31 protein-coding genes are annotated in these 25,329 nt (G+C 32.2%); 17 read left to right on the top strand and 14 right to left on the bottom strand.

Features of this window, described 5'->3' with window-relative positions; translation table 11 throughout:
- Window positions 1-5: 5 nt before the first annotated feature.
- From Q9968_RS00870 to Q9968_RS00840, 7 genes are read right to left on the bottom strand one after another with little or no spacing between them, the layout of a single operon-like run.
- Window positions 6-689, bottom strand: a complete 684-nt coding sequence (locus tag Q9968_RS00870) for an EhaG family protein (protein WP_305512526.1) — start codon at window positions 687-689, stop codon at window positions 6-8.
- Complete coding sequence (locus Q9968_RS00865; RefSeq protein ID WP_305512524.1) at window positions 689-1,282, bottom strand: EhaF family protein; 594 nt, start codon at window positions 1,280-1,282, stop codon at window positions 689-691. The genes Q9968_RS00870 and Q9968_RS00865 overlap by 1 nt, the downstream gene beginning before the upstream one ends.
- Window positions 1,279-1,539, bottom strand: coding sequence for a DUF2107 family protein (locus Q9968_RS00860; protein WP_305512522.1), 261 nt, complete (start codon window positions 1,537-1,539; stop codon window positions 1,279-1,281). The genes Q9968_RS00865 and Q9968_RS00860 overlap by 4 nt, the downstream gene beginning before the upstream one ends.
- Complete coding sequence (locus Q9968_RS00855; RefSeq protein ID WP_305512520.1) at window positions 1,532-1,801, bottom strand: EhaD family protein; 270 nt, start codon at window positions 1,799-1,801, stop codon at window positions 1,532-1,534. The genes Q9968_RS00860 and Q9968_RS00855 overlap by 8 nt, the downstream gene beginning before the upstream one ends.
- A gap of 6 nt (window positions 1,802-1,807) precedes the next feature.
- Entirely contained in the window at window positions 1,808-2,056 is a 249-nt protein-coding gene (locus Q9968_RS00850; RefSeq protein ID WP_305512515.1) for a DUF2109 domain-containing protein, read from the bottom strand.
- Between the two features lie 4 nt (window positions 2,057-2,060).
- Window positions 2,061-2,558 carry a hypothetical protein gene (locus Q9968_RS00845; protein WP_305512513.1) on the bottom strand — a complete coding sequence of 166 codons (498 nt, stop codon included), beginning with the start codon at window positions 2,556-2,558 and terminating at the stop codon, window positions 2,061-2,063.
- Complete coding sequence (locus tag Q9968_RS00840) at window positions 2,551-2,940, bottom strand: energy-converting hydrogenase A subunit A EhaA (RefSeq protein ID WP_305512511.1); 390 nt, start codon at window positions 2,938-2,940, stop codon at window positions 2,551-2,553. Before Q9968_RS00840 ends, Q9968_RS00845 begins: the two co-directional genes overlap by 8 nt.
- A 113-nt stretch (window positions 2,941-3,053) precedes the next feature.
- Here Q9968_RS00840 and Q9968_RS00835 point away from each other — a divergent pair, with 113 nt between their 5' ends.
- Together Q9968_RS00835 and Q9968_RS00830 are read left to right on the top strand one after the other, a co-directional pair.
- A complete protein-coding gene (locus tag Q9968_RS00835; protein WP_305512509.1) occupies window positions 3,054-3,986 on the top strand; it encodes an NAD-dependent epimerase/dehydratase family protein in 933 nt (310 codons plus the stop codon).
- A 9-nt stretch (window positions 3,987-3,995) separates the two neighbouring features.
- Window positions 3,996-4,805, top strand: a complete 810-nt coding sequence (locus Q9968_RS00830; RefSeq protein WP_305512508.1) for a CPBP family intramembrane glutamic endopeptidase — start codon at window positions 3,996-3,998, stop codon at window positions 4,803-4,805.
- A 14-nt stretch (window positions 4,806-4,819) separates the two neighbouring features.
- Here the strand turns inward: Q9968_RS00830 and Q9968_RS00825 are convergent, their stop codons facing one another.
- A complete protein-coding gene (locus Q9968_RS00825) occupies window positions 4,820-5,191 on the bottom strand; it encodes a hypothetical protein (RefSeq protein WP_305512506.1) in 372 nt (123 codons plus the stop codon).
- Window positions 5,192-5,417: 226 nt separating this feature from the next.
- On the opposite strand from Q9968_RS00825, the gene Q9968_RS00820 reads away from it, so the two are divergent.
- The 8 genes from Q9968_RS00820 to Q9968_RS00785 all read left to right on the top strand — a co-directional run bounded on the left by Q9968_RS00820 (window position 5,418) and on the right by Q9968_RS00785 (window position 16,795).
- Window positions 5,418-5,969, top strand: coding sequence for a helix-turn-helix domain-containing protein (locus Q9968_RS00820; RefSeq protein ID WP_305512504.1), 552 nt, complete (start codon window positions 5,418-5,420; stop codon window positions 5,967-5,969).
- Window positions 5,970-5,988: 19 nt separating this feature from the next.
- Entirely contained in the window at window positions 5,989-7,656 is a 1,668-nt protein-coding gene (locus Q9968_RS00815; RefSeq protein ID WP_305512501.1) for an AMP-binding protein, read from the top strand.
- A 13-nt stretch (window positions 7,657-7,669) separates the two neighbouring features.
- On the top strand, window positions 7,670-7,954 hold the full coding sequence (locus Q9968_RS00810) for a 4Fe-4S dicluster domain-containing protein (protein ID WP_305512499.1): 285 nt from the start codon (window positions 7,670-7,672) through the stop codon (window positions 7,952-7,954).
- On the top strand, window positions 7,955-9,070 hold the full coding sequence (locus Q9968_RS00805; RefSeq protein WP_305512497.1) for a 3-methyl-2-oxobutanoate dehydrogenase subunit VorB: 1,116 nt from the start codon (window positions 7,955-7,957) through the stop codon (window positions 9,068-9,070).
- Window positions 9,071-9,082: 12 nt separating this feature from the next.
- A complete protein-coding gene (locus Q9968_RS00800) occupies window positions 9,083-10,528 on the top strand; it encodes a 2-oxoacid:acceptor oxidoreductase family protein (protein ID WP_305512495.1) in 1,446 nt (481 codons plus the stop codon).
- 10 nt (window positions 10,529-10,538) lie between these two features.
- A complete protein-coding gene (gatD, locus tag Q9968_RS00795) occupies window positions 10,539-11,849 on the top strand; it encodes a Glu-tRNA(Gln) amidotransferase subunit GatD (RefSeq protein ID WP_305512493.1) in 1,311 nt (436 codons plus the stop codon).
- 12 nt (window positions 11,850-11,861) lie between these two features.
- Window positions 11,862-13,727, top strand: a complete 1,866-nt coding sequence (gene gatE, locus Q9968_RS00790; protein WP_305512491.1) for a Glu-tRNA(Gln) amidotransferase subunit GatE — start codon at window positions 11,862-11,864, stop codon at window positions 13,725-13,727.
- Window positions 13,728-14,080: 353 nt separating this feature from the next.
- Window positions 14,081-16,795, top strand: a complete 2,715-nt coding sequence (locus Q9968_RS00785) for a valine--tRNA ligase (RefSeq protein WP_305512488.1) — start codon at window positions 14,081-14,083, stop codon at window positions 16,793-16,795.
- A 421-nt stretch (window positions 16,796-17,216) separates the two neighbouring features.
- On the opposite strand, the gene Q9968_RS00780 is transcribed toward Q9968_RS00785, so the two are convergent.
- Window positions 17,217-17,621, bottom strand: coding sequence for a PH domain-containing protein (locus Q9968_RS00780; protein ID WP_305512487.1), 405 nt, complete (start codon window positions 17,619-17,621; stop codon window positions 17,217-17,219).
- Between the two features lie 94 nt (window positions 17,622-17,715).
- Complete coding sequence (locus tag Q9968_RS00775) at window positions 17,716-17,883, bottom strand: hypothetical protein (protein WP_305512485.1); 168 nt, start codon at window positions 17,881-17,883, stop codon at window positions 17,716-17,718.
- A 450-nt stretch (window positions 17,884-18,333) separates the two neighbouring features.
- Here Q9968_RS00775 and Q9968_RS00770 point away from each other — a divergent pair, with 450 nt between their 5' ends.
- Window positions 18,334-18,672 (top strand): hypothetical protein, encoded by a 339-nt coding sequence (locus Q9968_RS00770; protein ID WP_305512483.1) that lies wholly within the window; start codon window positions 18,334-18,336, stop codon window positions 18,670-18,672.
- Window positions 18,673-18,892: 220 nt separating this feature from the next.
- On the opposite strand, the gene Q9968_RS00765 is transcribed toward Q9968_RS00770, so the two are convergent.
- On the bottom strand, window positions 18,893-19,075 hold the full coding sequence (locus Q9968_RS00765; RefSeq protein ID WP_305512481.1) for a hypothetical protein: 183 nt from the start codon (window positions 19,073-19,075) through the stop codon (window positions 18,893-18,895).
- Here Q9968_RS00765 and Q9968_RS00760 point away from each other — a divergent pair.
- Entirely contained in the window at window positions 19,075-19,395 is a 321-nt protein-coding gene (locus Q9968_RS00760; RefSeq protein WP_305512479.1) for a hypothetical protein, read from the top strand. The genes Q9968_RS00765 and Q9968_RS00760 overlap by 1 nt on opposite strands.
- 5 nt (window positions 19,396-19,400) lie before the next feature.
- Window positions 19,401-19,652 (top strand): transposase, encoded by a 252-nt coding sequence (locus tag Q9968_RS00755; RefSeq protein WP_305512477.1) that lies wholly within the window; start codon window positions 19,401-19,403, stop codon window positions 19,650-19,652.
- A gap of 7 nt (window positions 19,653-19,659) precedes the next feature.
- On the opposite strand, the gene Q9968_RS00750 is transcribed toward Q9968_RS00755, so the two are convergent.
- The 3 genes from Q9968_RS00750 to Q9968_RS00740 form a co-directional block, all read right to left on the bottom strand.
- Window positions 19,660-20,394, bottom strand: a complete 735-nt coding sequence (locus Q9968_RS00750; protein WP_305512475.1) for a hypothetical protein — start codon at window positions 20,392-20,394, stop codon at window positions 19,660-19,662.
- A gap of 117 nt (window positions 20,395-20,511) precedes the next feature.
- Window positions 20,512-21,231, bottom strand: a complete 720-nt coding sequence (locus tag Q9968_RS00745; protein WP_305512473.1) for a DUF4012 domain-containing protein — start codon at window positions 21,229-21,231, stop codon at window positions 20,512-20,514.
- Between the two features lie 180 nt (window positions 21,232-21,411).
- Window positions 21,412-21,579 carry a rubredoxin gene (locus Q9968_RS00740; RefSeq protein ID WP_305512471.1) on the bottom strand — a complete coding sequence of 56 codons (168 nt, stop codon included), beginning with the start codon at window positions 21,577-21,579 and terminating at the stop codon, window positions 21,412-21,414.
- A 150-nt stretch (window positions 21,580-21,729) separates the two neighbouring features.
- Here Q9968_RS00740 and glmU point away from each other — a divergent pair, with 150 nt between their 5' ends.
- Genes glmU through Q9968_RS00720 form a run of 4 tightly spaced genes read left to right on the top strand, consistent with a single transcriptional unit; the run spans window position 21,730 to window position 25,321 of the window.
- Window positions 21,730-23,019, top strand: a complete 1,290-nt coding sequence (glmU, locus tag Q9968_RS00735) for a bifunctional sugar-1-phosphate nucleotidylyltransferase/acetyltransferase (protein ID WP_305512594.1) — start codon at window positions 21,730-21,732, stop codon at window positions 23,017-23,019.
- 10 nt (window positions 23,020-23,029) lie between these two features.
- On the top strand, window positions 23,030-23,512 hold the full coding sequence (locus tag Q9968_RS00730) for a gamma carbonic anhydrase family protein (protein WP_305512469.1): 483 nt from the start codon (window positions 23,030-23,032) through the stop codon (window positions 23,510-23,512).
- 3 nt (window positions 23,513-23,515) lie between these two features.
- On the top strand, window positions 23,516-24,616 hold the full coding sequence (gene hisC, locus Q9968_RS00725; RefSeq protein WP_305512467.1) for a histidinol-phosphate transaminase: 1,101 nt from the start codon (window positions 23,516-23,518) through the stop codon (window positions 24,614-24,616).
- The gene (locus tag Q9968_RS00720; RefSeq protein ID WP_305512466.1) at window positions 24,617-25,321 is read left to right on the top strand and encodes an anaerobic ribonucleoside-triphosphate reductase activating protein; all 705 of its coding nucleotides are present in this window, start codon (window positions 24,617-24,619) and stop codon (window positions 25,319-25,321) included. It begins immediately after the preceding gene.
- Window positions 25,322-25,329 lie beyond the last annotated feature (8 nt).

The following is a 25,329-nucleotide window of genomic DNA, read 5'->3' as shown; positions in this document are numbered from 1 at the left end:
CTCACCTACTCATTATCAATATCTTCCCTCATAAGCAGACCTATTAAACCTACTTTTGAAGCTACTTTTAATAATAATCCGCATGCCGCTAAAAATAAACTTAATATCCAATATTGCGGAGCTACAAAGAATAATAAAAAACCAATTATCCATATACACCATGCAATACCTGAAACTCCAGCAACACCATCCAACACCAAAACAGGAAGACCTCTTGCTTTTTTAGATAATGCATACAATACAATTCCTCCGCCAGCTACTGCTCCTCCAGTAAAACCAGTTAAGAAAATTCCATATCCTATTAAGACCAGTGCTATAAAATTGGGTGCAGTAGTCATAATTTCCATGTCTAAAGAGAATGCCTGTGGAAACATTGAAGAAGATTTAGTTAGATTAGCTCTTGGATCTTGTTCTATCTTACGCATTTCTCTTGTAATCAAAATTTCAGAAATAGCCAAGGTTTCAGCCAACTCCACTACCAAACCTGGCAAGATTAATGCTTCTGCAAGATCGGTTCCAACAGCAGAAACAACAAATATCATAGCAAGACCTACAATGTCAGTTAATATAAGAATGTGCAATTCTTTTCTTTTCATTGCTATAGCCATGGTAGCTATAAAACCAACTATTAAACCAGCATAAATTGCAGGCAAATACATATCAACAAAAACATGAGAAACAAAAAGCATTAATTATCCCTCCTCATTTGTTTTTTTCTTGCTTTATCATCGTTTGCCTTGACTTCATAAGCTACCTGTGCAGAACCATTTACTGCACGAGCAACATCTTTTTTAATCTCTTCAGCATCATTTTTTCTATTCATCGTATAATTAATAGATAACCATGAAGCAATGATAAATGACATCATCAGGATACTAGATTCAAGTATAGTATCGAAACCTCTTGTATAATACAATATTTCATCTATAAGTCCACCTGGAGATGAATATATTGATGTGCCAAAGTAAGGAGATATTGATGATATCCACTCTGCCAGCGGTGACATATACCCAGTAATCATTCCCAAACTAGCTGCATTTTCAGGATATTGAGGATTTATCTCACCTACTTCCTTTAGTGGTTCTCCACCTCTATCATAAGGCGCTAAAGATAATCCATCATCAATTTGCTCTTGTGGAGCAGGCCTAACATATAATTGATCTGGATTTAATGCTAATGGCACAATTAAACCGATTATTAAAATAATTCCAAGGCCAAATGCAAAAAGACGAGGAATATATTTCGGGTCTGCCAATTTATTCCATAAAACTCCAATCCTCATACATCTGCCCCTATTTCTTCTAAACGAATAATAGCTCTAAATAAAATTAAACTAATAATAACAGTAGTTGCAAGTAATGTTAATAAAGCTAAAACATGATTATAACATAATAAAACTAAACAAACACCAATGGATGCCACTTCAGTATTGAATGTCCTAACAATTGGATCATTAACTCCAGGACCCCAAGCAGTTGCAATACTTCCAACAATTGCAAGAAAGATTCCGAAGTAGAAAAATAATGAAACACTAACCATTAACATCACCATTTAAAAGTTTCTTTTCTCTAATCTCCTTAATTTTAACAATAGATAAAATAAATACTACAGTTGATAAAGGGCCTGCCAGTGCTGCAAATAAAGCAACATCCAAATATCTAAATAATACCACAGCCAAAAAAAATCCGGCATCAAGTATTGAAAACATTATGATCTTATCCAATGGTTTTTTCACAAATATTATGCCGAATGCGCCAATAATCATTAAAGCTATTGCAATAATTGATACTACAATCTCCATCTTTTCTCACTCCAATAGTATCTCATCATCTAGTCTTTTTAAAGTATGAGCAATAGCATTAGCACTAATTGTTGAGCAAATAAAGAATGCTGCAGCAACAATAAGGGCAAATGGAGTATTAATTAATAATGCAATAATTGCAGAAACCCCAAAACCTATAACATTTATATATAACAATCTTTCAGCCCTATTTTTTGCTACCAAAGCTCTTAATGCTACAAATATGACTATACCCCCAATAATTTCAACATACATATAATCACTCTCTAGCATGCCTATTGAATTTTTCGGCTATTTTTCCTAAAACTACTGAGATTTTAACTTGACTAATGCCCATTATGGTGAAAATAGAAATAACCATTCCAACAATGAACATTTCCGGAGTTAATCCAATGAAAGATGTTAAAAATATTATTGCAGTAGCAGTTAAACAGCCAGTAGTTCCGGCATAACCCGGATCAGCACATAACCTATTTCCAATAAACACTAAAAATGCCGCCATAATCCCTCCGGGAATTCCTAAAAGCAAATATCCAATAGAAGCCATTAATGTGCCGGCAGATGCATCTGGAGAACATAAAATGTTTCCCTGGAAGAATCCACCAGCAATATCCCCTCCTCTTTTTTCGACATCTTGTCCAACTATTCTAGCTCCTTTAACGCCAGGTTGCTCAGGAAGTCCGAAATATGCATCTACAATTACAAAATTCAACCAACAAAGAATTGCAGCAATTATTATCCCAATTACCTCATTCACCAATATCCTCCCCTGCATCTTCATCTAGAGGTTTTGGAAATACAAAATCAAATAAATATTTCACAAATAAAGCTGATAAAACACCTATAATAATTGCTAAAACTAAACCATTATAGATAAAAGTATAATTTAAAACAAAAAATAATGAAAGAATACCCATAGCAATTATAGGAGTCGGATATATTGCACTTACATCAAAAGAGTACCTATATGGTTTGCTAGGTAGTAATGGTAACTTTAAAATTAAAGCTACAACAATAGAACAAATAATAGCTACAATATATGCTAATATAATGTCCACTGATGACAGGCTTATACTGCTAAACCCATAAACATTACCATATGAAGCAAAATATATGGCATTAAACACAAAATCAAACATATTATTAGACTCCTCTTAATATAATAATATAAATATAAAAATATATAAATATTGTGACTCAAAAATTATATATAATTGCTTTAATGTAACAAAAGTTAATTAAAGGTGGCTTAATGAAAAATAAAAATATTATGATAACAGGTGGACTGGGATTTATTGGCTCACACATCGCAGATGAGCTAATAAAGAATAATAAAGTTTGTATCGTTGATAATCTATCTACTGGAAAAATTAATAATTTAAAATGCAGGGAAAATGAAAATTTAAAAATAGTTAAAAAAAATTTAAATGACGTTAACTTAAATGATTTACTTAATGGAACTGATTATATATTCCATTTAGCTGCCATGGCAAGTGTTCCATTAAGTGTGGACAATCCAATTGAATGTTGTCAAAGCAATGTTAATGCCACCGTTAAACTTTTAGACGCTGCCGCTAAAAATAATGTTAAAAAAGTTATATTTTCCTCATCATCTGCAGTATATGGTCAAAATAGAAATATGCCCCTAAATGAAACAGAAAATCCAATGCCCACCTCCCCATATGCCGCATCTAAAGCAAGTTGTGAATTATTTTTAAAGGCATTTTATGAAAGTTATGGACTTGAATATGTATCTTTAAGATATTTTAATATTTTTGGACCAAGACAAAATAAAAACTCACAATATGCTGCTGTAATCCCCAATTTCATTAGTGCCCTCCTTGAAGGAGGGCAACCTGTAATTTATGGCGATGGAGAACAAACAAGAGATTTTGTTTATGTTAAAAACATTGTTAAGGCAAACATTTCAGCATCAGAATCTGATTTCAATGGAATTGTTAATATTGCTTCTGGTAAAAAGACTACAATAAACCAGTTATATGAAATAATTAAGGAAACACTTAATAGTGACATAGAACCAAAATACCTTCCTGAAAGACAAGGAGATATTAAACACTCATTAGCTGATGTAGGCAATATGGAAAAAATTGGTTTGCAAATTGATACTGATGATTTCGAGTCTCAACTCATAAAAACTATTAATTGGTTTAAAACTATTTTATAAAATGATATTATGGATAGAAGTGTTAGAAATTTTAATGTTCGTTTAAGGACTATTAGAATAAGGGAACTGATTATTGGAATTATAATAACCTTAATCGTAAGTGGAATATTAATATGGATATTCCCAGCAATTTATGAATCTGATGATTTATATTTCATTGTAGTGTTATTGATTGGAGCATTACTATTTGTTTGGGCTTTAAGAGGTTCAACTGGGATTGATAGGAACTTTGAAAATATATTTGAAGATAGCAATAAAAAAGAAATACTTTATGTTTTTGCAATAAATCTTCTCTTTGCATTTTTATTTACATTACTTATATCCTTACTGGACATGTTGATTGGATTCAATAATCCTACATGGACTTCAATTTTAGATATTGAAAGTGCAAAAATGGATTCCAGTGTGATTATTCTTGATGCAATTGCTTCAATAATTTTTGCCCCAGTTATGGAAGAATTAATATTTAGAGGAGTATTATTTAATAGATTAAAAATTAGAACAGGTGTTGTTCCCGCCATGCTGATATCCTCATTCATATTTGGAATTGGACATGATTTTGGAGGGATAACAAGTGCATTTTTATTTGGAATATGCATGTGTATTTTATACTTAAAAACAGATAATATTTTAATTCCAATGAGTGTGCATTTTATCAATAATGTTGTTGCAACATTATTAAATTTAACAAGTTTCGATGTTGTAACCACCCAAATTCCCTGGATTATTCCAACTATAATCGTTTCTCTTATTGGAACATTTTATCTAATAAAATACATTATTAAAGAAACCAGCAAACTGAAAAAGCAATATGCATGAAAAAAAAGAATTAATTAGTGGAATCCGCATCCACTACAACTTTCACATTTTTCTTCTTCTAAAGGATCATATTTTTTATCTTCTTGTAAAGTAGCTGAGATAAAATATTGGTCAGATTCATCTTTATTTTTTAAAACAGGTGAAATTCCTTTAAAATTACATTTTATATCGCCAGTTCCACCAATATCCACTAAAATTGGTTCACCTAATTTAAATCTTTTAAAGTATGCTTCAACCTCATCTTTTAATGCTCCAGGTACTCTGAAATTAAAAGACAACATATTATTTTCCTTCATTTTTAAACCAACATATTTTTGGTCAATTTCATAGTTTAGACCTAACTGTTTTTTAAAAATTACATTAGTACCGATCTCATCAGATGACATTTTATACTCTTTTAAATTATTAATAATAAGAATTATAGTTTGAAGTATATAAAACTTTCCAAAATTATTCAATGTAAAGTACTTTTAAAAAAATTTTGTTTAAGTAATTTTTAATGATTTATCATGATTATTCATAAACTTTATATAATTTTAAAATTAAAAAATAATATATTATAATAATATATATTATAATGAAAAAATCAGTTAGAGAAATAGGTGTTTATAAATGAATGAATACAACAAGGATATTGGAAATCGGATTAGAGAATTAAGAGAATTGTCAGACATTACTATTAAAGAAATTGCTGAAGAATTAAATATCAAAGAAGAAACTTACATCCAATATGAAAACGCTGAAGTAGACATTCCTGCAAGTTTTTTGTATGAACTTGCCCACATTTTCAAAGTTGATTTAGGATTACTATTAACTGGTGAAGAAAGTAGAATGAGTATATTTGACGTTACTCGGGCAAATAAAGGAGTTTCAATAGATAGAAGAAAAGAATATACTCATCAAAACCTATGTTCTAAGTTCATTAACAAAAAAGCCGAAACGTTCCTTGTGGTTGTGGATCCTGAGAAAAATCCGGTGCCTTCACTAAATTCACACCCAGGACAAGAATTCAATTATGTCCTAGAAGGTTCCTTAAAAATCTATATACACAATAATGAAATCGTGCTTAATGAAGGAGATTCAATATTCTTCGATTCCACACATAGACATGCAATGGTTGCACTTAACGACAAACCTGCTAAATTTTTAGCAATTATCATATAACAATTACGGAGTACCTTAAATGACATCATTAATAGGAAATTTTGTAGAAAGAGTTGATTTTAACTCTTACGAGGACTTTTATAAAAATTTTAAACTTACATACAATGAAGATTACAATTTTGGATTTGATGTTGTAGACAAATACGCTGAAATCGATCCAGACAAAATAGCATTAATTTGGACTAATGATAAAGAGGAAACACATACTTTCACATTTAAAGATATGAAAGAATATTCTAACAAAACTGCAAACTTATTTAAGGGTCTAGGCATTGAAAAAGGTGATTGTGTAATGCTTACACTTAAAAATAGGTATGAATTTTGGTTCTGCATGGTTGCATTGCACAAAATTGGAGCAATAGCCATTCCAGGAACACACATGCTGAAACTTCATGATATTGATTTTAGAATAAAAGAAGCTAATGTTAAAATGGTTGTTTCAGTAGAAGAAGATTCGCTACTGCCAGATTATGAAGAAGCAATGAAAGAATTAGAAATTGATTTGCCCAAACTAGTTATAGAAACTGAAAGAGACGGCTGGATTAACTTTAACAAAGCTATTGAAAAAGAAAGTGATGTGTTTGAAAGACCAACTGGTGAAGATAAAACTTATGCAGAAGAAATATTCTTAATTTACTTTACATCCGGAACTAGCGGAATGCCAAAAATGGTTTCACACAAACACACTTACTCATTGGGACATATTCCTACCGCCAAATATTGGCACAATGTTATCGAAGATGGAATCCATCATACCGCAGCAGATACCGGTTGGGGAAAAGCTGTTTGGGGAAATCTTTATGGACAGTGGATTAGCGGAACCGGAATATTCATCTATGATTATGACAGATTTAACGGAATTAAATTACTTGAAAAGATCATTGAAAATAAAGTGGACACATTTTGCGCTCCACCAACAATCTATAGATTTATAATTAAAGAAAACATTAAAGGATACGATTTATCAAACTTAAAATATGTAACAACTGCTGGAGAGCCATTACCTCCGGAAGTATCTGAAAGATTCCATGACCTTTCAGGTTTGAGAATCAAAGAAGGATTCGGTCAAACTGAAACCACTTTATCAATAGGCACATTCATATGGTTAGATGCAAAAGTAGGTTCAATTGGTAAGCCTTCTCCTTTGTTTGACTTGCATTTGCTTGATGAAAATCATGAAAATGTAGACCTTGGAGACGAAGGAGAACTTTGTTTTAAAATAAATGATGGGCCAAATCCTGGTTTATTTAAAGATTATGTTAACGATGAGGAAAAATACAAAAAACAAATCCATGACGGATACTACCACTGCGGAGACACCGCATGGGTGGATGAAGATGGATATGTCCATTTTGTTGGAAGAAATGATGATATTATTAAATCATCAGGTTATCGTATTGGACCTTATGAAGTAGAAAGTGCAGTATTATCTCACAAAGCAGTTTCAAACTGTGCAATTACTGCTTATCCTGATGAAGTCAGAGGTCAAATTGTAAAAGCAACAATAATATTGCAGCCTGGCTTTGAAGCATCAGAAAAACTTACAAAAGACATACAAAATCATGTTAAAAAAGTAACTGCTCCTTATAAATACCCTAGAATGATTGAATATGTTGATGAAATTCCAGAAACAATCAGCGGAAAAATAAGAAGAGTAGACATTAGAGAAAACGATAATAAAAATTAAATTAGATGATATAATGACAGAAGAGATATCATATCCTGTTATCAATAAAGAAATTTGCAAAGGTTGTATGAGGTGTATAGTTGGATGTCCTCAAAATGTAATATTACTTAGTGAAGAGATGAATAATGCAGGATATCAGTTTGCTTACTATAGTGGAAGTGGTTGTACAGGATGTAAAGATTGTTACTTTACATGCCCTGAACCATTAGCATTAGAAGTACATCAAATAAAAAGAATTGTTGATGACAAAATTGGAAAAATGATTAAAGCTAAAGTAGCCAATAAAGGAGGAAAGTAAATGAGTAATCAAATGGTAAAAGGAAACACCGCAGTTATTGTTGGTGCAATGTATGCTGGTTGCGATTGTTTTTTCGGATACCCCATCACTCCTGCAAGTGAAATTTTACATGAGGCATCAAAATACTTCCCAATGGTTGGAAGAAAATTTGTTCAGGCTGAAAGTGAAGAAGCATCAATAAACATGGTTTATGGTGCATCAGGTACTGGACATAGAGTTATGACCGCTTCATCAGGACCGGGCATAAGCTTAATGCAAGAAGGTTTTACTTACCTGGCGGGAGCTGAATTACCTGCTGTTATTGTCGATATTATGAGAGCAGGACCCGGACTTGGAAATATTGGACCTGAACAAGGGGATTACAATCAAATCGTTAAAGGTGGAGGGCACGGAAACTACAAAAATATAGTTTTAGCTCCAAACAGCGTTCAAGAAATGTGTGATTTAACAATGAAGGCATTTGAGTTGGCTGATAAATGGAGAAATCCAGTTGTAGTATTAGCTGATGGTACCCTTGGACAAATGGCAGAACCATTAGTATTCCCAAGTGAAGCCATCAAACCAGAAATTGATGAATCATGGACTGTAAGAGGAAATAAAAACACAATGGAAAACGTAATTACTTCAATTTTCAATGATTTTGACCAACTGGAAGATTTCAACTTTGAGCTTCAAGAAAAATACGCTAAAATCGAAGCTGAAGAAGTTATTATTGACGAATATCAAGTTGATGACGCTGAAATCGTTTTGGTATCTTATGGTATCAGCAGCAGAATTGCAAGATCCGCGGTTGATAAAAGCCGTGAAAAAGGTTTGAAAGTTGGACTTTTAAGACCAATTACATTATCACCTTTCCCTAGTGAAAGAATTAAGGAACTTTCAGACAAGGGAGTTAGTTTCATCTCTGTTGAAATGAGTAATGGGCAATTATTAGCTGATGTTCAATTTGCAGCTTTAAGAAAAGAAGGCACCTGTATCGTCAATAGAATGGGCGGTAACTTACTTGAACTTAAACATGTGCTTGCAAAAATCTATGAAATAGCTGGCGTTGAAGATGAAAGCATAGATACTTCAAAAAGAAGTGATGAAAAGGCCAGTCCAAATATTATTGATTAAGGATGTGGAAGAATGAATGAAAAAGAATTTAATGATAAAGATTACGAATTACAAATACGCAGAAATCCACAATCCCTTTTAGAAGAATATCCTAGAAAAGGAACAAATATTGAATCAACCCATTACTGTGCGGGATGTGGACATGGAATTATCCATAAATTAATTGCTGAGTGTATGGACGAACTTGGAATCCAAGAGAGATGCGTAATGATTTCTCCGGTAGGTTGTTCAGTATATGCATACTTCTACTTTAATTGTGGAAATTTTCAGACAGCTCATGGAAGAGCACCTGCAGTAGCTACTGGCATTTCAAGAGCTGAAGATAATTCAATTGTAATGAGTTACCAAGGGGATGGAGACTTGGCTTCCATTGGTTTAAATGAAACCCTTCAAGCTGCAAATCGAGGGGAAAAGATGGTAGTGTTTTTCGTGAACAACACCGTTTACGGAATGACCGGTGGGCAAATGGCTCCAACAACATTAATAGGTGAAAAAACAGTTACTTGCCAAACTGGAAGAGATCCTAATTATGCAGGACACCCCACTCATATGTGCGAATTAATTAACACTTTAAAGGCACCAGTATTTATTGAAAGAGTTTCTCTTGCTAATCCTTTAAAAATTAGACTTGCCAAATTTGCAATTAAACAAGCATTGACTGTCCAAAAAGAAGGAAAAGGATATTCATTTGTTGAAATTTTATCACCTTGCCCAACTAACTTAAAACAGGATGTAAGCAGTGCGCAGGAATTTATTGAAAAAGAAATGGAAAAAGAATTCCCTGTTAAAAACTTCAGAAATGACCTATACAGAAAAGACCCTATTGAAAGACCTGTAAGTGATTTTAGCACTGAATCATTAGATAAGATATTTAATGTAAATAGAGGTGAGGATTCAGGATATGCAGATGATGACATTAAACCATTAAGCATTAAAGTAAGTGGTTTTGGCGGTCAAGGCGTTTTAAGTGCAGGTTTAACAATATCTCAAGCTGCTTGTGCTGAAGGAAAACATGTTTCATGGTATCCTAGTTACGGACCGGAACAAAGGGGAGGAAAATCCAATTGTTCAGTTGTAATATCTAATGAAACCATTGGAACACCTGTTGTTGATGATATTGATATTCTCATTGCATTAAACAAACCTTCATTAGAACAATTCTCAAAAGATGTTAAAGTAGGGGGAACAATACTTTACGATTCAAAAATCGGAGAGTTTGAAACTGATAAAGACATTAATGTTATTGCAATGCCTTGTGTTGATATAGCTGAAGAACACGGAAATGCAAGAACTGCAAACACAGCACTTTTAGGTGCATTAAGTGAATTAAGCAATGTTTTAAAACGTGAATCTTATGAAAATGCTATTCGTGAAATGTTTGCATCTAAGCCAAAAGTTATTGATGTGAATATTGCTGTGCTCAAAGCAGGTGCAGAATGGATTAAAAATAATTCTTAAGTGTGATTTAATGACATATAAAGAAAATGCAACAGAATATATAGAAAATTACGGTTTAAGTATAGGGGACACCATTAAGGTCAATAAAGAAGATATCACATATACAGGTATTTTACTTGATAGATCCAAAGATGGTGATGACGGATATTTGGTTTTGAAATTATCCAGCGGATACAATATTGGCATAGCTATCAAAGATACTACTGCAGAGCTTGTTGAAAAAGGAGATAAACCTAAGATTGGTTATGATGAAGAGGAAATTCCAAATGATCCATCTAAGCAAAACATTTCAATTATATCAACTGGAGGAACAGTATCATCCATTATTGATTACAGAACTGGAGCAGTACATCCTAAATTTACTGCATCAGATCTTGTAAAAGCAAATCCTGAATTATTAGACTATGCCAATTACAATGTAAAAGCATTATATAATATTTTAAGTGAAAATATGAAACCTGAATACTGGGTTAAAGCTGGAAAAGAAATAGTTAATGATATTTCTAACGGCAGCGATGGCGTTGTAATAGCTCATGGTACTGATACGATGCATTACACTTCAGCTGCATTAAGTTTTATGTTAAAAACCCCAGTTCCCATTATTATCACAGGTGCGCAAAGAAGTTCTGATAGGCCTTCAAGTGATGCCAATATCAACTTAATTGATTCAGTAGTTGCTGCCAAATCAGATATTGCAGAAGTTTGTGTTTGCATGCATGGAAGTTTAAATGATGAGTTCACTTACCTCCACAATGGTACGAAAGTCCGTAAGATGCATACTTCAAGAAGAGACACATTCAGAAGTATTAATGCTCAGCCAATAGCTAAAGTTCAAAATAAACAAGTTAACATTAACCCTGATTATCATTATACAAAACGTGGAGACAATGAACTTGAATTAAATACTGCTATTGAAGAAAAAGTTGGATTTATTAAGAGTTTCCCAGGAATATCTGAAGAATACATTGAATATCACATTGACAGAGGATATAAGGGTTTAGTTATTGAAGGAACCGGTCTTGGACATGTTCCAAATAACTTAGTTAACTCATTTAAAAGAGCGCAAGAGGAAAATATTCCTGTAATTATGACTTCCCAATGTCTTTATGGTCGAGTTAACATGAATGTTTACTCAACAGGACGTGAAATACTTGATGCAGGAGTGATTTCAGCTCTCGATATGACTCCTGAAACCACATACGTCAAATTATGTTGGGCATTAGGTCAAAGTGATGATTACAATAATGTTAAAAAGATAATGCAAACCAATATTGCAGGCGAGTTTTCAGAAAAATCATCAATTAAGGATTTCTTAAATTAAGGTTGTGTTAATATGGATTATGAAAAATTAGGATTGAAAATGGGACTTGAAATTCACCAACAATTAAACAGTCAACATAAATTATTCTGCCATTGTAAAACAGAACTTGTTGATGATGAATTTAGTGAACTTGTTCAGAGAAAATTAAGACCAACACAATCAGAGCTTGGAGAAATCGACAGAGCAGCACTTCAAGAATCTTTAAGAGGGCTTAATTTCAAATATGAAAACTTTGAAAAACATACTTGTCTTGTTGAAAACGATGATGAGCCTCCTCACAGTTTAAATGAAGAAGCATTGGATATTTGTATTGTTATTGCTTGTTTAATGAACATGCATATTGTTGATGAATTTCATACTATGCGTAAACAAGTAATTGACGGAAGTAACACAGGAGGATTTCAAAGAACTGGAATGGTTGCAACTGATGGCTACTTAGATACCCCATATGGCAGAGTAGTTATCGAAAGCCTTGGTTTAGAAGAAGATGCTGCAAGAAGAATTGAAACCAAAGACGGATTTACCGAATTTAGATTAGACCGTTTAGGAATCCCATTAGCAGAAATTACAACAGACCCCTCAATGCATCACCCAGATCAAGTAAGGGAAGTTGCATATATGCTTGGTCAAATCTTAAGAAGCACCAACGTCAAAAGAGGTCTTGGAACAATCAGACAAGATTTGAACATATCTATTGCAGAAGGTGCACGTGTAGAGATTAAAGGTGTGCAAGACTTGGATTTGATGGCCGAAATTGTTAATCGTGAAGTTCAAAGACAATTAGCATTAATTGACATTAAAAAACAATTAATTAAAAGAAATGCGGAAGTTTTAGAAGAGATTTACAATTTAGATGAATTGTTCAAAGATACTGAATCTAAAATCTTAAAATCCGCTGAAACAATTAAAGCAGTTGTTTTAAAAGGATATGGTGGTTTAATTGGTGTTGAAGTCCAACCGGGCAGAAGATTCGGTACTGAAATTGCCAGTTATGCTAAAAAACGTGGAGTTTCAGGTATTTTCCATTCTGATGAACTTCCGGCCTACGGAATTACCCAAGATGAAGTTGACAGAGCAAATGATTTCCTGAATATTGGTAAAGATGATGCATTTATTATTGTAGCTCACGACGAAGATATTGCAATATCTGCATTAGAAGAGGTTAAAAGAAGAGCTGAGTTAGGTTTAGATGGTGTTGTTGAAGAAACACGTAAAGCACTTGATGACGGTAACACCAAATACATGAGACCTCTTCCAACTGCAAACAGAATGTATCTTGAAACTGACATTCCATTATTTAAAATTACAAATGACAGAATCAAACCTATTTTGGATAATTTACCTGAACTACCTGATGTTAAACAAGCTAGAATTACTGAAGAGTATAATTTAAGTGAAGATTTAGCAACACAACTTGTTAAAAGACAAGAAGCTGATATGTTTGAAGACATCCTGGCTGATGTTAAGGTAGATGCAACTCCTGTTGCTTCACTTCTTGCATATGATTTACGTGAAATCAAAAGAGAAGGATATGACATTGGAGTTTTAAGTCTCAATCACTTTAAAGATATTTTTACTCTCTTAGCTGAAGGCAAAATTGCAAAAGACAGTGTTCGTAAATTAACAATCGAAACCATCAACACTCCGGATGTGGAAATTGGGGAAATTGCTGAGAAAAACAATCTAGTCATGATGAGTGATGAAGATGTCGGCAACATTATCGCTGATATTGTTGCTCAAAATGAAGGAATGGTAAAAGAACGTCAAATGGGAGCTATGGGTCCTTTAATGGGGATATGTATGAAAAAACTTAAAGGAAAAGCTGATGGCGGACTTGTTAATAAAATTGTACGTGAAGAAATTCAAAAATTAATTTAATGAAACTCATATGAGTTTCCAATTAATATTTTCTTTATTTCTAAATCTTCAGAATATATGTTGTTTCATCAACAAATAAAAGAATGTATTTTTGAGTTATTTTTGCTTTTGTAATATTTTTTTTAAGATTTCCTCTTTGTTTTCTGGAGATTCCTTAAAAAGAAATCAAGATGTGTCGAAATAAAAATTTTTTTAGAAGTAGAGTGTCCGCCAAAAATGATTTTTGAGTGTGGATTCTAGTAAATGGTCACATCAAGCTTTAATTGGTGTGTAGTGGATATACTTTCACAAAAATCAACAATATCTTCTTTATTATTTTGTTCTCCTTACTTAGATTAATTAGGAGAAAATATATGTCAAATGAAGAAATTCCTAAATACTATGATTTTAAAAAAGAGAAGATATGGGAGGAAAAATGGGCAGATGAAAACATCTACAAATACATTGGAGAGGGTTCACGTCCTAGATATATTATTGATACTCCTCCACCATACCCAACAGGCTCAATTCATTTAGGTCATGTTTTAAACTGGGTTTACATTGATATGAACGCAAGATATAGGAGACAAAAAGGTGCGGATGTTCTATTTACACAAGGATGGGATTGTCACGGTCTTCCGACTGAAGTGAAAGTTGAAGAAACTCATGGCATCAAGAAAAATGATGTTTCAAGAACTAAATTCAGAGAGTATTGTGTTGATTTAACTACTGATAATATTTCAAAAATGAAAGCGCAAATGAGGGCAATGGGTTATTCCCAAGATTGGACTCGTGAGTTTGTTACAATGACTCCTGAGTACATGAGAAAAACCCAATATTCATTTTTAAAAATGTATGGAGATGGATTAATTTATCAAGGGATTCACCCTGTAAATTGGTGTCCTCGCTGTGAGACAGCCATTGCATTTGCTGAAGTTGAATATTCGGATAATACTACATTTTTAAACTATGTTAACTTCCCGCCAGCTACTGGGGATGGATATGATGGAATTGTATCCTCACAAGCTTCAGGCAAGCAAGCGAACCCTAAAGATGAGGGCATTTTAATTGCAACTACTCGTCCGGAATTAATGTCCGCCTGTGTGGCAGTTGTAATTCACCCAGAAGATGAAAGATACACTCATCTTTTGGATAAATATGTTGAAGTTCCCCTATCTCATCAAAAAGTAAAAATTATTGCAGATGAGGAAGTGGATCCTGAATTCGGTACAGGTGCAGTAATGATTTGTACTTTTGGGGATAAAACAGATGTAAGCTGGGTTCAAAAATACGATTTAGAAATTATCAATGCTATTGACGAAACAGGCACATTAACTGCAGCTGCTGGAAGATATGAAGGAATGGACTTGCAGGCTTGTAAAAAGCAAACTATTGAAGATTTGGATAGTGAAGGTTACTTAGTTAAACAAGAACAAGTGGATCAAAATGTAGGTCAATGCTGGAGATGCAAAACTCCTATCGAGATTCTTGTTAAGAAACAGTGGTTTGTAGCAGTTCGCGAGCTAATCGAAAAAACCAAGGTTGCGGCAGATGAAATGAACTGGGTGCCTGAACACATGAAATCCCGTATGATGAACTGGGCGGATTCCATGGAATGGGACTGGTGCATTTCAAGACAGAGAATATTTGCAACTCCAATTCCTGTTTGGTATTGTAAAGACTGTGGAGAGGTAATTTTACCAGAAGCAGAAGATTTACCAGTAGATCCAACATCCGATAAACCTAAGCATCCATGCAAATGCGGATGTGAGGAATTTATCCCTGAAGAGGATGTTCTGGATACTTGGATGGACTCATCTATTTCACCATTGTCTATTGCAGGATGGCCTGATGGGGATTATGCAAATCACTTCCCATCAAACATACGTCCACAAGGCCACGACATTATCCGTACATGGGCATTTTACACTACTCTTAGATGCTTAGCTTTAACTGGAGAAAAACCGTTTGATGATATTGTAATCAATGGGATGGTATTTGGTGAAGACGGAAACAAAATGAGTAAATCAAGGCCTGAATTTGTAGTCGGACCTGAAGAGGTCATTGAAAAATACGGCGCAGATTCTTTAAGAACCTGGGCCGCTAACAGTGTTCCGGGGTCTGATGTAATATTTGATTGGAAGGACATCAAGCATGGTTACAGATTCCTTAGAAAATTCTGGAATGCATTTAGGTTTATTAGCATGCAGATATTTGACGAGGAAATTACATATGATGAAGTTAAAGACAGCTTCAACCCATTGGATTTATGGATGTTGTCAAAATTAAACAAATTAAATAAAACTGTTGATAAGGCATTTGCAGAATATAACTTTGCTGAAACTATAACTTCTATTGAAAGATTCTTCTGGCATGATTTCTGTGATGAATATATTGAAGCTGTAAAGTACAGATTATACTCTGATGTTTCAGACGAATCAAGAAGAACTGCAAAATACACTTTAAAAACAGTTGTTGAAACTTCTTTAAAATTATTGGCTCCAATTGCACCGTTCTTTACAGAAGAAGTTTACCAATACTTCTCAGATGAATCAATTCACACTACTTTATGGCCTGAAGTACATGAGGAGTTAATCAACGAAGAAATGGAAAGGAAAGGCGAAACTACTGTTGAGTTAATTGATGAAGTTAGAAGATTTAAATCAGCTTCAAAAATACCATTGAATGCAGAACTTTCTGAAGTAAATGTTTATACTTCAGATGAAGGTTTGGCGGTCATATTCAATGAATTTGAAGATGATCTGAAAGGAACTTTAAAAATCAATAAATTAGCTATTGGCTCTGGAAAACCTGAAGTTCATGAAAAAATCATTGAAGTAGAACCGGACATGTCTCAAATTGGACCTAAATTCAAAGGGGATGCGGGTAAAATCATTGGATATTTAAAATCCACTCCAATCAATAAAATTGGGGATGTTTTAGATGCTAATCATGAACTTGCAATTGGTGAGATTGTAGTTTCCCAAGACATGTTAAATATCAAAAAAGAGATTGTTGGAGCATCTGGTAAAAAAGTAGATATCCTACAATCTGAAAACTTAGATATGATTGTTGAAGTAATAAGATAATTACTTCCATATCTTTTTTTTAATTTGGAGTGTTGGCTGAAATTATTTGGTTTTGAATATTTTTCATTCTGCATTCTGTTTGTTTTTTGTATATCATTTTTAGGTTTGTATATGTAGTGTATTGCAGTTATAACTGTAATTTTACAGATTTGGTAGTTTGAATAAGTCAATTTGATTTTATTTCTCTCCTTTTTCTTGTGGGACGGGATATGCTCCATTAAGAGTTAATTCTTAACTATTGAGGATAAACATTTTTATAATTCATCAAAAACAAAGTAATCAATGGAAATGGATTGTCAGGTTCATTATGATTGTGATGATATTATTTGTCTAAATTTAACGAATGCATTACTTAAAGTAATTAAATTCAAATCCTCTTGTGTTATTTAAAATTAAAAAAGAGTATAAGCTAGTAATTAGCTTATAATAAATAGTGTTCTTTTACTAAGTGTATGATTTGTTTTGCTTCTTCAGCTTGGGATTTTGGAACTTTAAATGATATTGGTACATTCATTGCTCCACCTTCCATTAAAACAATTGGATTGTTACTTACTCCTATTTTGATATCTGCATCAAAATCAAGAGATCCTGCTGTTTCAAAAGAAATGGTTTTAATTGTTTTTTTAGGATAAAATTTAACTTGCACTTTTTTACCGCTTAATCCTTGTACATCAATATCATATATTCCGTAATTGGTTAATATGACTGCATCTCTTATGAAATGAAATGATTGGATAATTTCTTCGCCTGGAGCGAGGTATTCTTCTACGATTGCTGTGTCTCCACCTATTTCTGCATGTCCTACTACTTTATTGAGTAATCCCATATTATCACCTTTTTTTTAGATTTATTTTAATACTTTATTTAATTTAGTTAATATAATTTTCTATTTTTTTCTACTAAATTTGATTGTGCTGTGTTTAGTATTCTTTTAACGGCGTCTTTTTTTCTTTGGGGTCGTTTGATAAGAGATCAGGTATGTCTAGTTTTATTAGTTTGAATAAAACATTGAGATTGGTTTTGTATTCGTGTTTTAAGTTTTTATCTTTGTGTTTTTCTTGTATTTTTTGGTCTGCGTCGAGTTTCATTGCCATTAAGTAATTAAACATGAATATGTTGGAGTAGAAGTCTTGTTGTATTATTTCTTCTGAGGGTCTGCTGAAGTTTTCTATGTGGATTATGTTTTTTAATCTGTCAAAATTGGTTTCTATTTTCCATCTTTTGTTGTATAATTCTTTTAAATCTTGTGTGGTATTCTTTTAAATCTTGTGTGGTGAATTTTTCGAATGGTAAATTGCTTGCAAGTATTTCTGTGTATTTTTTTTCCTTTTTTGGTTTCGAGTTCTATTTCTGTTATTCGTATCTCAGCACTTCGTGATTCTAATGCTTTTTTCTTGGTTTCTTCATCATGGAAGTTTTTTGTGTTAAAACTAATCTTTTAAACATGAGGATGTGACATGACTCAAGATTGTATAATTTTAAATGATTTATAGTTACTAACCAAACTTTTATTATAGATGTCGGATAAATTATAAAATATGTCTGGAAAATCTAAAATTAATGTTTTTAACAAAATGACAAAAATCGCTTTGGATGAAGAAATCAGCAATTGTGTGGCTTACCATAGGTATTATCAAAGGCTAATTGCAGTCAAAATAGTTAGTGAAGGAAATACCATAACTAATGCCGCAAATATATTGGAAAATCCTATCAAACAGTTCACAGATGGATTAAAACATGTGAATCTGATAGGATTAGAAGGTTTAAAACCATCTTTTGGTGGTGGAAGACCATCAAAATTAACTTATGATCAACTAATTGAATTAGATAAACTCATTGAAAAAAACACCCAATATGTCAATGAAAGACGTACATAAACTTGTTAATGAAAAATTCAATGTAAATTATAGTTTAAAGCAAATAGGAAAAATTATAAAGAAATTAGGATACAATTATAGCAAAGCATAATCCTAAATTTTCAAAATCCCCAAAAGATGCTGAAGAACAGTTAAAAAAAAACTTAGAAGAATATAATGTAACAACAAATGATATTATAGTCTTATTTGATGAAGCATCATTCCAAAATGAACCCTATACTCAAAAATCACTATATAAACAAGGAACAAAACACACACAAACTGTAAATCCATACAAATTCAAAATCAACGCCACAGGGTCACTAACAATAAATGGAAATTCAACCATCACAATCACAAATTCATCAACAGCACCAGAAATTGCAATAGCACTTTTAGAATTAAGAGTAGCAAATACTAACAATGAAAAATACAGTAAAAATATTAAACAAAATAATATCCGATTTTAATCTAACTGATGAAGACATAAACAAATTATTAATGGAAAATAACGAAAATAATGAAATTTTTACAGCAAAAATTTTAAAAACATTAGAAAAATATAAAGACAATACCACATCCACAATCGCTAGAATCATTGAAAAACACAGCAATAGAGAATCCCTCAATAATGTGAAAAAAAAGAAGAGAAATAAGAAGAAAAATAACATTAAACCTATTACAAAAAGAAGACATAATAACAAAAATACAAACCGAACAAAGAATATGTTTAATTCTAGATAATTACAATGTCCACAAATCCGTATTTATCAAAAAAAATAGCATTATATCTTAATATTGAACTAATATACCTTCCACCATACTCTCCTCACCTAAATCCAATCGAACAAATATGGAGACAAATGAAAAAAGAAATAAAACATTATTACCTTAAATCAAAAGAATTTCTACAAGAATTAACTATAAAAACATATAATGAATCGATTTCTGGAACAAAAGTTTATGACAAATGGCTCGAAACATTTATACCAAAAGTTTAGTAATTAACTATAAATCAAGATATTGTTCTTTTGAAATATTATAACCCAAAATCACCAAATTATCCGGCAAATTATGATAATTTTCAATATGTTTTTTAATCTCACAAGCAGATGTTTCAATGTCATCTAAACCAAAAGAAATAGCTTTAGAAGAATTTCCCATTATTTTAACATCACAGGATTTACTAGAAGCAGCATAACAATTATCATCATTAAACTTAATAGTTGGATTATATTTTCCTGGATCCATATTAATTCTAATTGATGTTTTACCTGCATTATCTGTAGTTCCACTACCATAACTAACACTACCCACCATTAATGAAACAGTTTTACCATTAAGAGGCGTGTTTTTATTATCATATAAATAAACAATAAAACTACTCCCATCACCATAAACCATGTTCACATTATTAACTACCAATTTTGTACTTCTTTTTGTAACTTTTACTGTTACTGTTTTACTAGATTTTGCATAACCTGATGCACCTGCAAAAACAATAGAAGTAGAATAACTTTTAGAATCAAGTTTCAACGGCAAATACACATATCCTTTGGAATTTGTAGTTTTACTATATGACTTACCATTTATTGTTATCTTAAGCGTTTTACCAGAAACCGCTTTATTAGCACTTGTTAATAAACAAACAGTTAATGAATCACCATAAACAACAGAAGTACTACTAACAACAATTTTAGTTGAAGTTGTAGAAGCACTCAAAATTTTATTATCATTTGACAAAGACAAACTACCATTATCTTCATGATTCCTCAAAACAAGTGGTTATGCATTTTTAAGTTTATTAAAATAAAAAAAGTTCTTTAAAGAATAATTTAGTTCTTTAAAGACAAATTTATATTATCCAAGCGATTCAATACCTTTTGTCGCAAGCAAATTGGTAAATGAACCTTCTGGTTTCATTATAATATTTCCATTGGAATATTCTTGTAATGCAGTTTTTATCATGGTTGCTTTTTTATTAGGATCTGCAGCAGCTTGTGCTAATGCTTTAACCAATACCATTACTGCATCCGCTCTAGACATTGTTCCAGTTACAGCTTCGTTACCTGCATATCCATTATATGCGTCGTTTTCACGAATAATGTCTGTAGCTGTGAGATTTGTTTCAACACCATTTACTTTTAATGGACGTATTGAATCAATAATGTTGTCAACACCTTCATCGTAAACAAGAACTACTGCATCTGCAGTTAAGTTGGTGTTCGATTCAACAATTTCTTTTGCATAATCCATTCCCTTATCAACACCATCATAGAGGCAATCGTGAAGATACATTTTGCCTCCTCCAATAGCACTCGAAGCGGGTTGTGTTGGATGTGTCATTCCTCCAGGATAAATTGGTGTATAGTTCTTAAAACTTCCATTTTCTAAGTGAATCATGAATGCCATGTCCACTCCACCATTAGATTGTTCATATTTATCTGCAGTTAATAATAATATGTCTTTACTTTCTTCGGAAAGGTTAGGACCACTATTTAATGCGCCATAAATAGAAGCTAATAGACCTACAAGAATAACTAATAATATTGCTATAATTAATTTCTTTGTCCTAGTCATTTTATTTTCCCACACTTAAGTTTAAGATAAATATTAAATTTGTAAAGTAAATAAAATTACATTTTATAGTTATAAACATTAACTTATATAAATATTTTTAACAATTTATCAATATAACGTAAAAAAAGCTATTTTAAAAAATAATAATTTTTTTATAAAAAATAATATGAAGAAGAATATTTATTCTTCTTCTGCAATAAATGCATCAATACCTAATGCAGCGCATTCTGGGCAAACCCAGTCATCCGGCATATCTGCAGGGGTTGCTCCAGCAGGAATGTTGTATTCCGGGTCCCCTTTTTCAGAATCGAACCTGTATTCGCAATGTAAACAAACATATATAGTCATTTTATTATCTCCTTTTATTTGCTATTAGCATAGCTAATATAATTTGAGTTTATTTGAACTATTATTTAAAAGTAGTTATTTGATTAGATAAGTTAATTAATAAGTAAATAGTTAAACATATAATATTATTAGATAATTTTTAAGGGGATAATAAAAGTGAAAGCAATTATTTTAAGTGCTGGTGAAGGTTCTAGAATGAGGCCATTAACCCTTACAAAGCCTAAAACTATGTTGCCAGTTGCTGGAAAACCAATTATTCAATATAACATTGAATCTTTAAGGAATAGTGGAATTAAAGATATATTATTAATTGTACGTTATAAGGAGGAAATGGTTCGGGATTATTTTGGTGACGGTAGTGAATTTGGAGTAAACATTTCTTATCAAACTCAAAAGGACTTCTTAGGTACTGCAAATGCTATTGGATATGGAAAAGGATTTATTAATGATAGCTTGCTTGTTTTAAATGGGGATATCATTTTAGATGATGAAATTATTACTGAAATCATTAAAAAATACAACCAATTAAAACCAGATACATTAATGGTTTTAACTGAAGTAGAAGACCCTTCTGCCTTTGGAGTTGTTGAAATTGAAAATGACAATATTAAAAGCATTGTAGAGAAACCTAAAAAAGAGGAAGCTCCAAGTAATCTTGTAAATGCTGGAATTTATGTATTCAATAAGGATATTTTCGATAAAATTGATGAAACTGAAATTTCTGAACGTGGAGAATATGAAATTACAGATTCGGTATCCTTACAAATTGAAGACGGCAAAAAGGTAATTGGACATAAAACCAATAAGGATTGGATTGATGTTGGAAGGCCATGGGAGCTAATTGAAGTTAATGAAGAATTGATCGGCCAATTAAAAAATGAAATCAAAGGAAAAATAGAGGATGGAGCTCATATTCATGGTGATATCTTTTTGGATGAAGGCAGCATTATTCGTGCGGGAGTTTACATTGAAGGAAATGTATATATAGGTAAAAATTGTGATATAGGTCCAAATTCTTATATTAGAGGTAATTCTTACTTTGGTGACAATGTTCATGTTGGAAATGCTGTTGAAATTAAAAATTCAATTGTCATGGAAAATACCAATATTAGTCATTTAAGTTATGTCGGAGACTCGGTCATAGGTTCAAATTGTAATATTGCAGCAGGAACTAACATTGCAAACTTACGTTTTGATAACCAATCCGTAAAAACCAAAATTAAGGACAAAATGATAGATAGTGGAAGACGCAAATTCGGATCGATTATTGGAGACGCTGTTAAAACAGGTATTAATTCTAGTTTTTCACCTGGTGTGAAAGTAGGTTATAATTCCACTATCGGTTCAGGGGTTTTATTATATGATGATGTACCCTCCGATACACGTGTTTTGGTAAAACAAAATCATATTATACAAAATAAGAATAAAATACAGAAATAAAGGCGATATTATGGAAAATAAAAAAGACTCTAGTGTAATATGCCCTGGTGCACAAGTAGTTGGTGATGTTGAATTGGGTGAGGATGTATCAATTTGGCATGGAGCAATCCTTAGGGGAGATGTAGATTCAATTAAAATTGGAAATAAATCTAATGTTCAAGACAATTGTGTTGTTCACTGCACTGAAGGATTTCCTGTTGAGATAGGTGATAATGTCTCTGTAGGTCATGGTGCAATTGTCCACGGATGTAAATTAGATGACAATGTTTTAATTGGAATGAATGCAACAGTCCTAGACGGTGCACATATTTCAAAAAACTCTATTGTTGGGGCAGGTGCAGTTGTAAGTGAAGGAAAAGAGTTTCCAGAAGGAAGTTTGATTTTAGGTGTTCCAGCAAAAGTGGTTAAAAAGGTTAGTCGCGATCAAATTGAAATGATTCAAAATAATGCAGATAATTATGTAAAACTTTCTAAACAATATAGGGAAGATTAAATTATGAAGGCAAGGAAAATTGTGGAAGAAATGGATTCCTATGTCCCTGGAAGGTCTCAGGATGAGATTGCTTCAGATTTTAACCTTAAAAAAGAGGATATCATTAAATTAGGTTCAAATGAAAATCCATGGGGTCCGTCTCCAAAAGCCATGAAAGCTATTGAAGATGAAATTAAATCAATTAATAGATATCCCGAATCTCAATTGCATGAACTTGTAAGTGAAATAGCGGAATATTCGGGTGTTAAAGATTCACAAGTTATAATTGGTGGGGACGGAGCTGATGAAATCATTGATGTACTTGCAAAAACATTTATAGATGATGGCGATGAGTTTATAGTTCCATTGCCTTCTTATATGTATTATGAATACTTGTTAAAACAATACGGTGCAAAACCGGTTTATGCAAAATGGGATTTGGATGAGAATAAATTAGATGTCGAGTCAATTTATAATTCAATCACTTCCAAAACTAGAATGATTTTCTTATGCAGTCCAAATAATCCTACCGGAACATTGATTGATAAGGAAATCTTAATAGATATTGCCCGTAAAAATCCAGACATATTAATCATTATTGATGAAGCTTACTTCGAATACTCAGAAGTCACAAATAAAGATTTAATCAATGAATATGACAACATATTCATCATACGTACCATGTCAAAAGTATTGGGCCTTGCAGGTATGAGAATTGGTTATGGTCTTGCATGTGAGGAGATTATTGAGTATATGCACAGAATAAAACCAGTATTTTCCCTTACAAGATTATCATTCGTAGCTGCTCTTAATACCTTTAGAGACAAAGAATACATAGAGGATTCAATTAAAAAAGGAATTGAGTCAAGACAATATTTACATGATGAATTGTCAAAAATTGATGGATTAAAGGTATTCCCATCTAAATCTAACTTCATGTTAATCGGTATTAAGGATACGGGTTTTACCGCTTCACAGTTGGCATTAGAACTTGTGAAGAGAGGTATTATTGTGAGGGATTGTACTTCATTTAAGGGTTTAGACGAATATTGGATACGAATAAGTATTTGTACTCTTGAAGAGGATAAGAAATTTATTAATGTTTTTAAAGAGGTTTTAAATTAAATGTATATTGGAGGTAGTGTAATATCTTCTGTTGAATTTCATGGAAATATGTCTTTAGTTATTTTCATGTCAAAATGTCCTTTGGCATGCAGATATTGTCATAATGTGGAATTATTGGAAGATAATACTGAAAAATCATTTGAAGAAGTTAAATATGAAATAGATTCATCAGCTGATTTTTTAGATGCTATTGTGATTTCAGGTGGAGAACCATTAGTGCAAACAGATGCAGTAATTGAAATATTGTCTTATGTTCGCAAAATCGGATTAAAAACAAAATTAGATACAAGTGGAATTTATCCGGATAAACTTAAAAAGATATTGGACTTGAATTTACTCGATTACGTATCTCTTGATGTCAAAACAACATTTTCAAAATACAAAAAAATAACCGGAGCCAATGTAGGCTTCGATGTTAAAAAATCAATGGAACTGATAAATGATGCAGGGGTTCATCTTGAAATCAGAACAACTTTTGTTCCTACATTACATACTAAAAAAGATATCATGAATCTTGTTGATGAAATTGAATCTGAAGTGTATACAATTCAACAATTCAGAAATAAAAATGTATTGGATCCTGCTTTGGAAAAAGTTGAAGTTCCTAATCCTCATGATTTAACTAAGTTGGCTAAGATGATTAAACCTTATTTTAATGGAATTGTTAAAGTCAAATCTGGCGAATTTGGAGAACAGGTAATATAGGAGTGCCT

The sequence above is a fragment of the Methanobrevibacter sp. V14 genome (assembly GCF_963082475.1).
Taxonomy (GTDB): domain Archaea; phylum Methanobacteriota; class Methanobacteria; order Methanobacteriales; family Methanobacteriaceae; genus Methanocatella.
Note: the sequence above shows the minus strand (reverse complement) of the source record. Positions and strands in the feature narration are given on the sequence as shown.

Excerpts from the sequence above, each read along its gene's own strand:
- Q9968_RS00870 (WP_305512526.1), bottom strand. The coding sequence starts at position 689 with ATGCTTTTTGTTTCTCATGTTTTTGTTGATATGTATTTGCCTGCAATT.
- Q9968_RS00865 (WP_305512524.1), bottom strand. The coding sequence starts at position 1,282 with ATGAGGATTGGAGTTTTATGGAATAAATTGGCAGACCCGAAATATATT.
- Q9968_RS00860 (WP_305512522.1), bottom strand. The coding sequence starts at position 1,539 with ATGGTTAGTGTTTCATTATTTTTCTACTTCGGAATCTTTCTTGCAATT.
- Q9968_RS00855 (WP_305512520.1), bottom strand. The coding sequence starts at position 1,801 with ATGGAGATTGTAGTATCAATTATTGCAATAGCTTTAATGATTATTGGC.
- Q9968_RS00850 (WP_305512515.1), bottom strand. The coding sequence starts at position 2,056 with ATGTATGTTGAAATTATTGGGGGTATAGTCATATTTGTAGCATTAAGA.
- Q9968_RS00840 (WP_305512511.1), bottom strand. The coding sequence starts at position 2,940 with ATGTTTGATTTTGTGTTTAATGCCATATATTTTGCTTCATATGGTAAT.
- Q9968_RS00835 (WP_305512509.1), top strand. The coding sequence starts at position 3,054 with ATGAAAAATAAAAATATTATGATAACAGGTGGACTGGGATTTATTGGC.
- Q9968_RS00830 (WP_305512508.1), top strand. The coding sequence starts at position 3,996 with ATGGATAGAAGTGTTAGAAATTTTAATGTTCGTTTAAGGACTATTAGA.
- Q9968_RS00825 (WP_305512506.1), bottom strand. The coding sequence starts at position 5,191 with ATGTCATCTGATGAGATCGGTACTAATGTAATTTTTAAAAAACAGTTA.
- Q9968_RS00820 (WP_305512504.1), top strand. The coding sequence starts at position 5,418 with ATGAATGAATACAACAAGGATATTGGAAATCGGATTAGAGAATTAAGA.
- Q9968_RS00815 (WP_305512501.1), top strand. The coding sequence starts at position 5,989 with ATGACATCATTAATAGGAAATTTTGTAGAAAGAGTTGATTTTAACTCT.
- Q9968_RS00810 (WP_305512499.1), top strand. The coding sequence starts at position 7,670 with ATGACAGAAGAGATATCATATCCTGTTATCAATAAAGAAATTTGCAAA.
- Q9968_RS00805 (WP_305512497.1), top strand. The coding sequence starts at position 7,955 with ATGAGTAATCAAATGGTAAAAGGAAACACCGCAGTTATTGTTGGTGCA.
- Q9968_RS00800 (WP_305512495.1), top strand. The coding sequence starts at position 9,083 with ATGAATGAAAAAGAATTTAATGATAAAGATTACGAATTACAAATACGC.
- gatD (WP_305512493.1), top strand. The coding sequence starts at position 10,539 with ATGACATATAAAGAAAATGCAACAGAATATATAGAAAATTACGGTTTA.
- gatE (WP_305512491.1), top strand. The coding sequence starts at position 11,862 with ATGGATTATGAAAAATTAGGATTGAAAATGGGACTTGAAATTCACCAA.
- Q9968_RS00785 (WP_305512488.1), top strand. The coding sequence starts at position 14,081 with ATGTCAAATGAAGAAATTCCTAAATACTATGATTTTAAAAAAGAGAAG.
- Q9968_RS00780 (WP_305512487.1), bottom strand. The coding sequence starts at position 17,621 with ATGGGATTACTCAATAAAGTAGTAGGACATGCAGAAATAGGTGGAGAC.
- Q9968_RS00775 (WP_305512485.1), bottom strand. The coding sequence starts at position 17,883 with ATGAAACTCGACGCAGACCAAAAAATACAAGAAAAACACAAAGATAAA.
- Q9968_RS00770 (WP_305512483.1), top strand. The coding sequence starts at position 18,334 with ATGTCTGGAAAATCTAAAATTAATGTTTTTAACAAAATGACAAAAATC.
- Q9968_RS00760 (WP_305512479.1), top strand. The coding sequence starts at position 19,075 with ATGAAAAATACAGTAAAAATATTAAACAAAATAATATCCGATTTTAAT.
- Q9968_RS00755 (WP_305512477.1), top strand. The coding sequence starts at position 19,401 with ATGTCCACAAATCCGTATTTATCAAAAAAAATAGCATTATATCTTAAT.
- Q9968_RS00745 (WP_305512473.1), bottom strand. The coding sequence starts at position 21,231 with ATGACTAGGACAAAGAAATTAATTATAGCAATATTATTAGTTATTCTT.
- Q9968_RS00740 (WP_305512471.1), bottom strand. The coding sequence starts at position 21,579 with ATGACTATATATGTTTGTTTACATTGCGAATACAGGTTCGATTCTGAA.
- Q9968_RS00730 (WP_305512469.1), top strand. The coding sequence starts at position 23,030 with ATGGAAAATAAAAAAGACTCTAGTGTAATATGCCCTGGTGCACAAGTA.
- hisC (WP_305512467.1), top strand. The coding sequence starts at position 23,516 with ATGAAGGCAAGGAAAATTGTGGAAGAAATGGATTCCTATGTCCCTGGA.
- Q9968_RS00720 (WP_305512466.1), top strand. The coding sequence starts at position 24,617 with ATGTATATTGGAGGTAGTGTAATATCTTCTGTTGAATTTCATGGAAAT.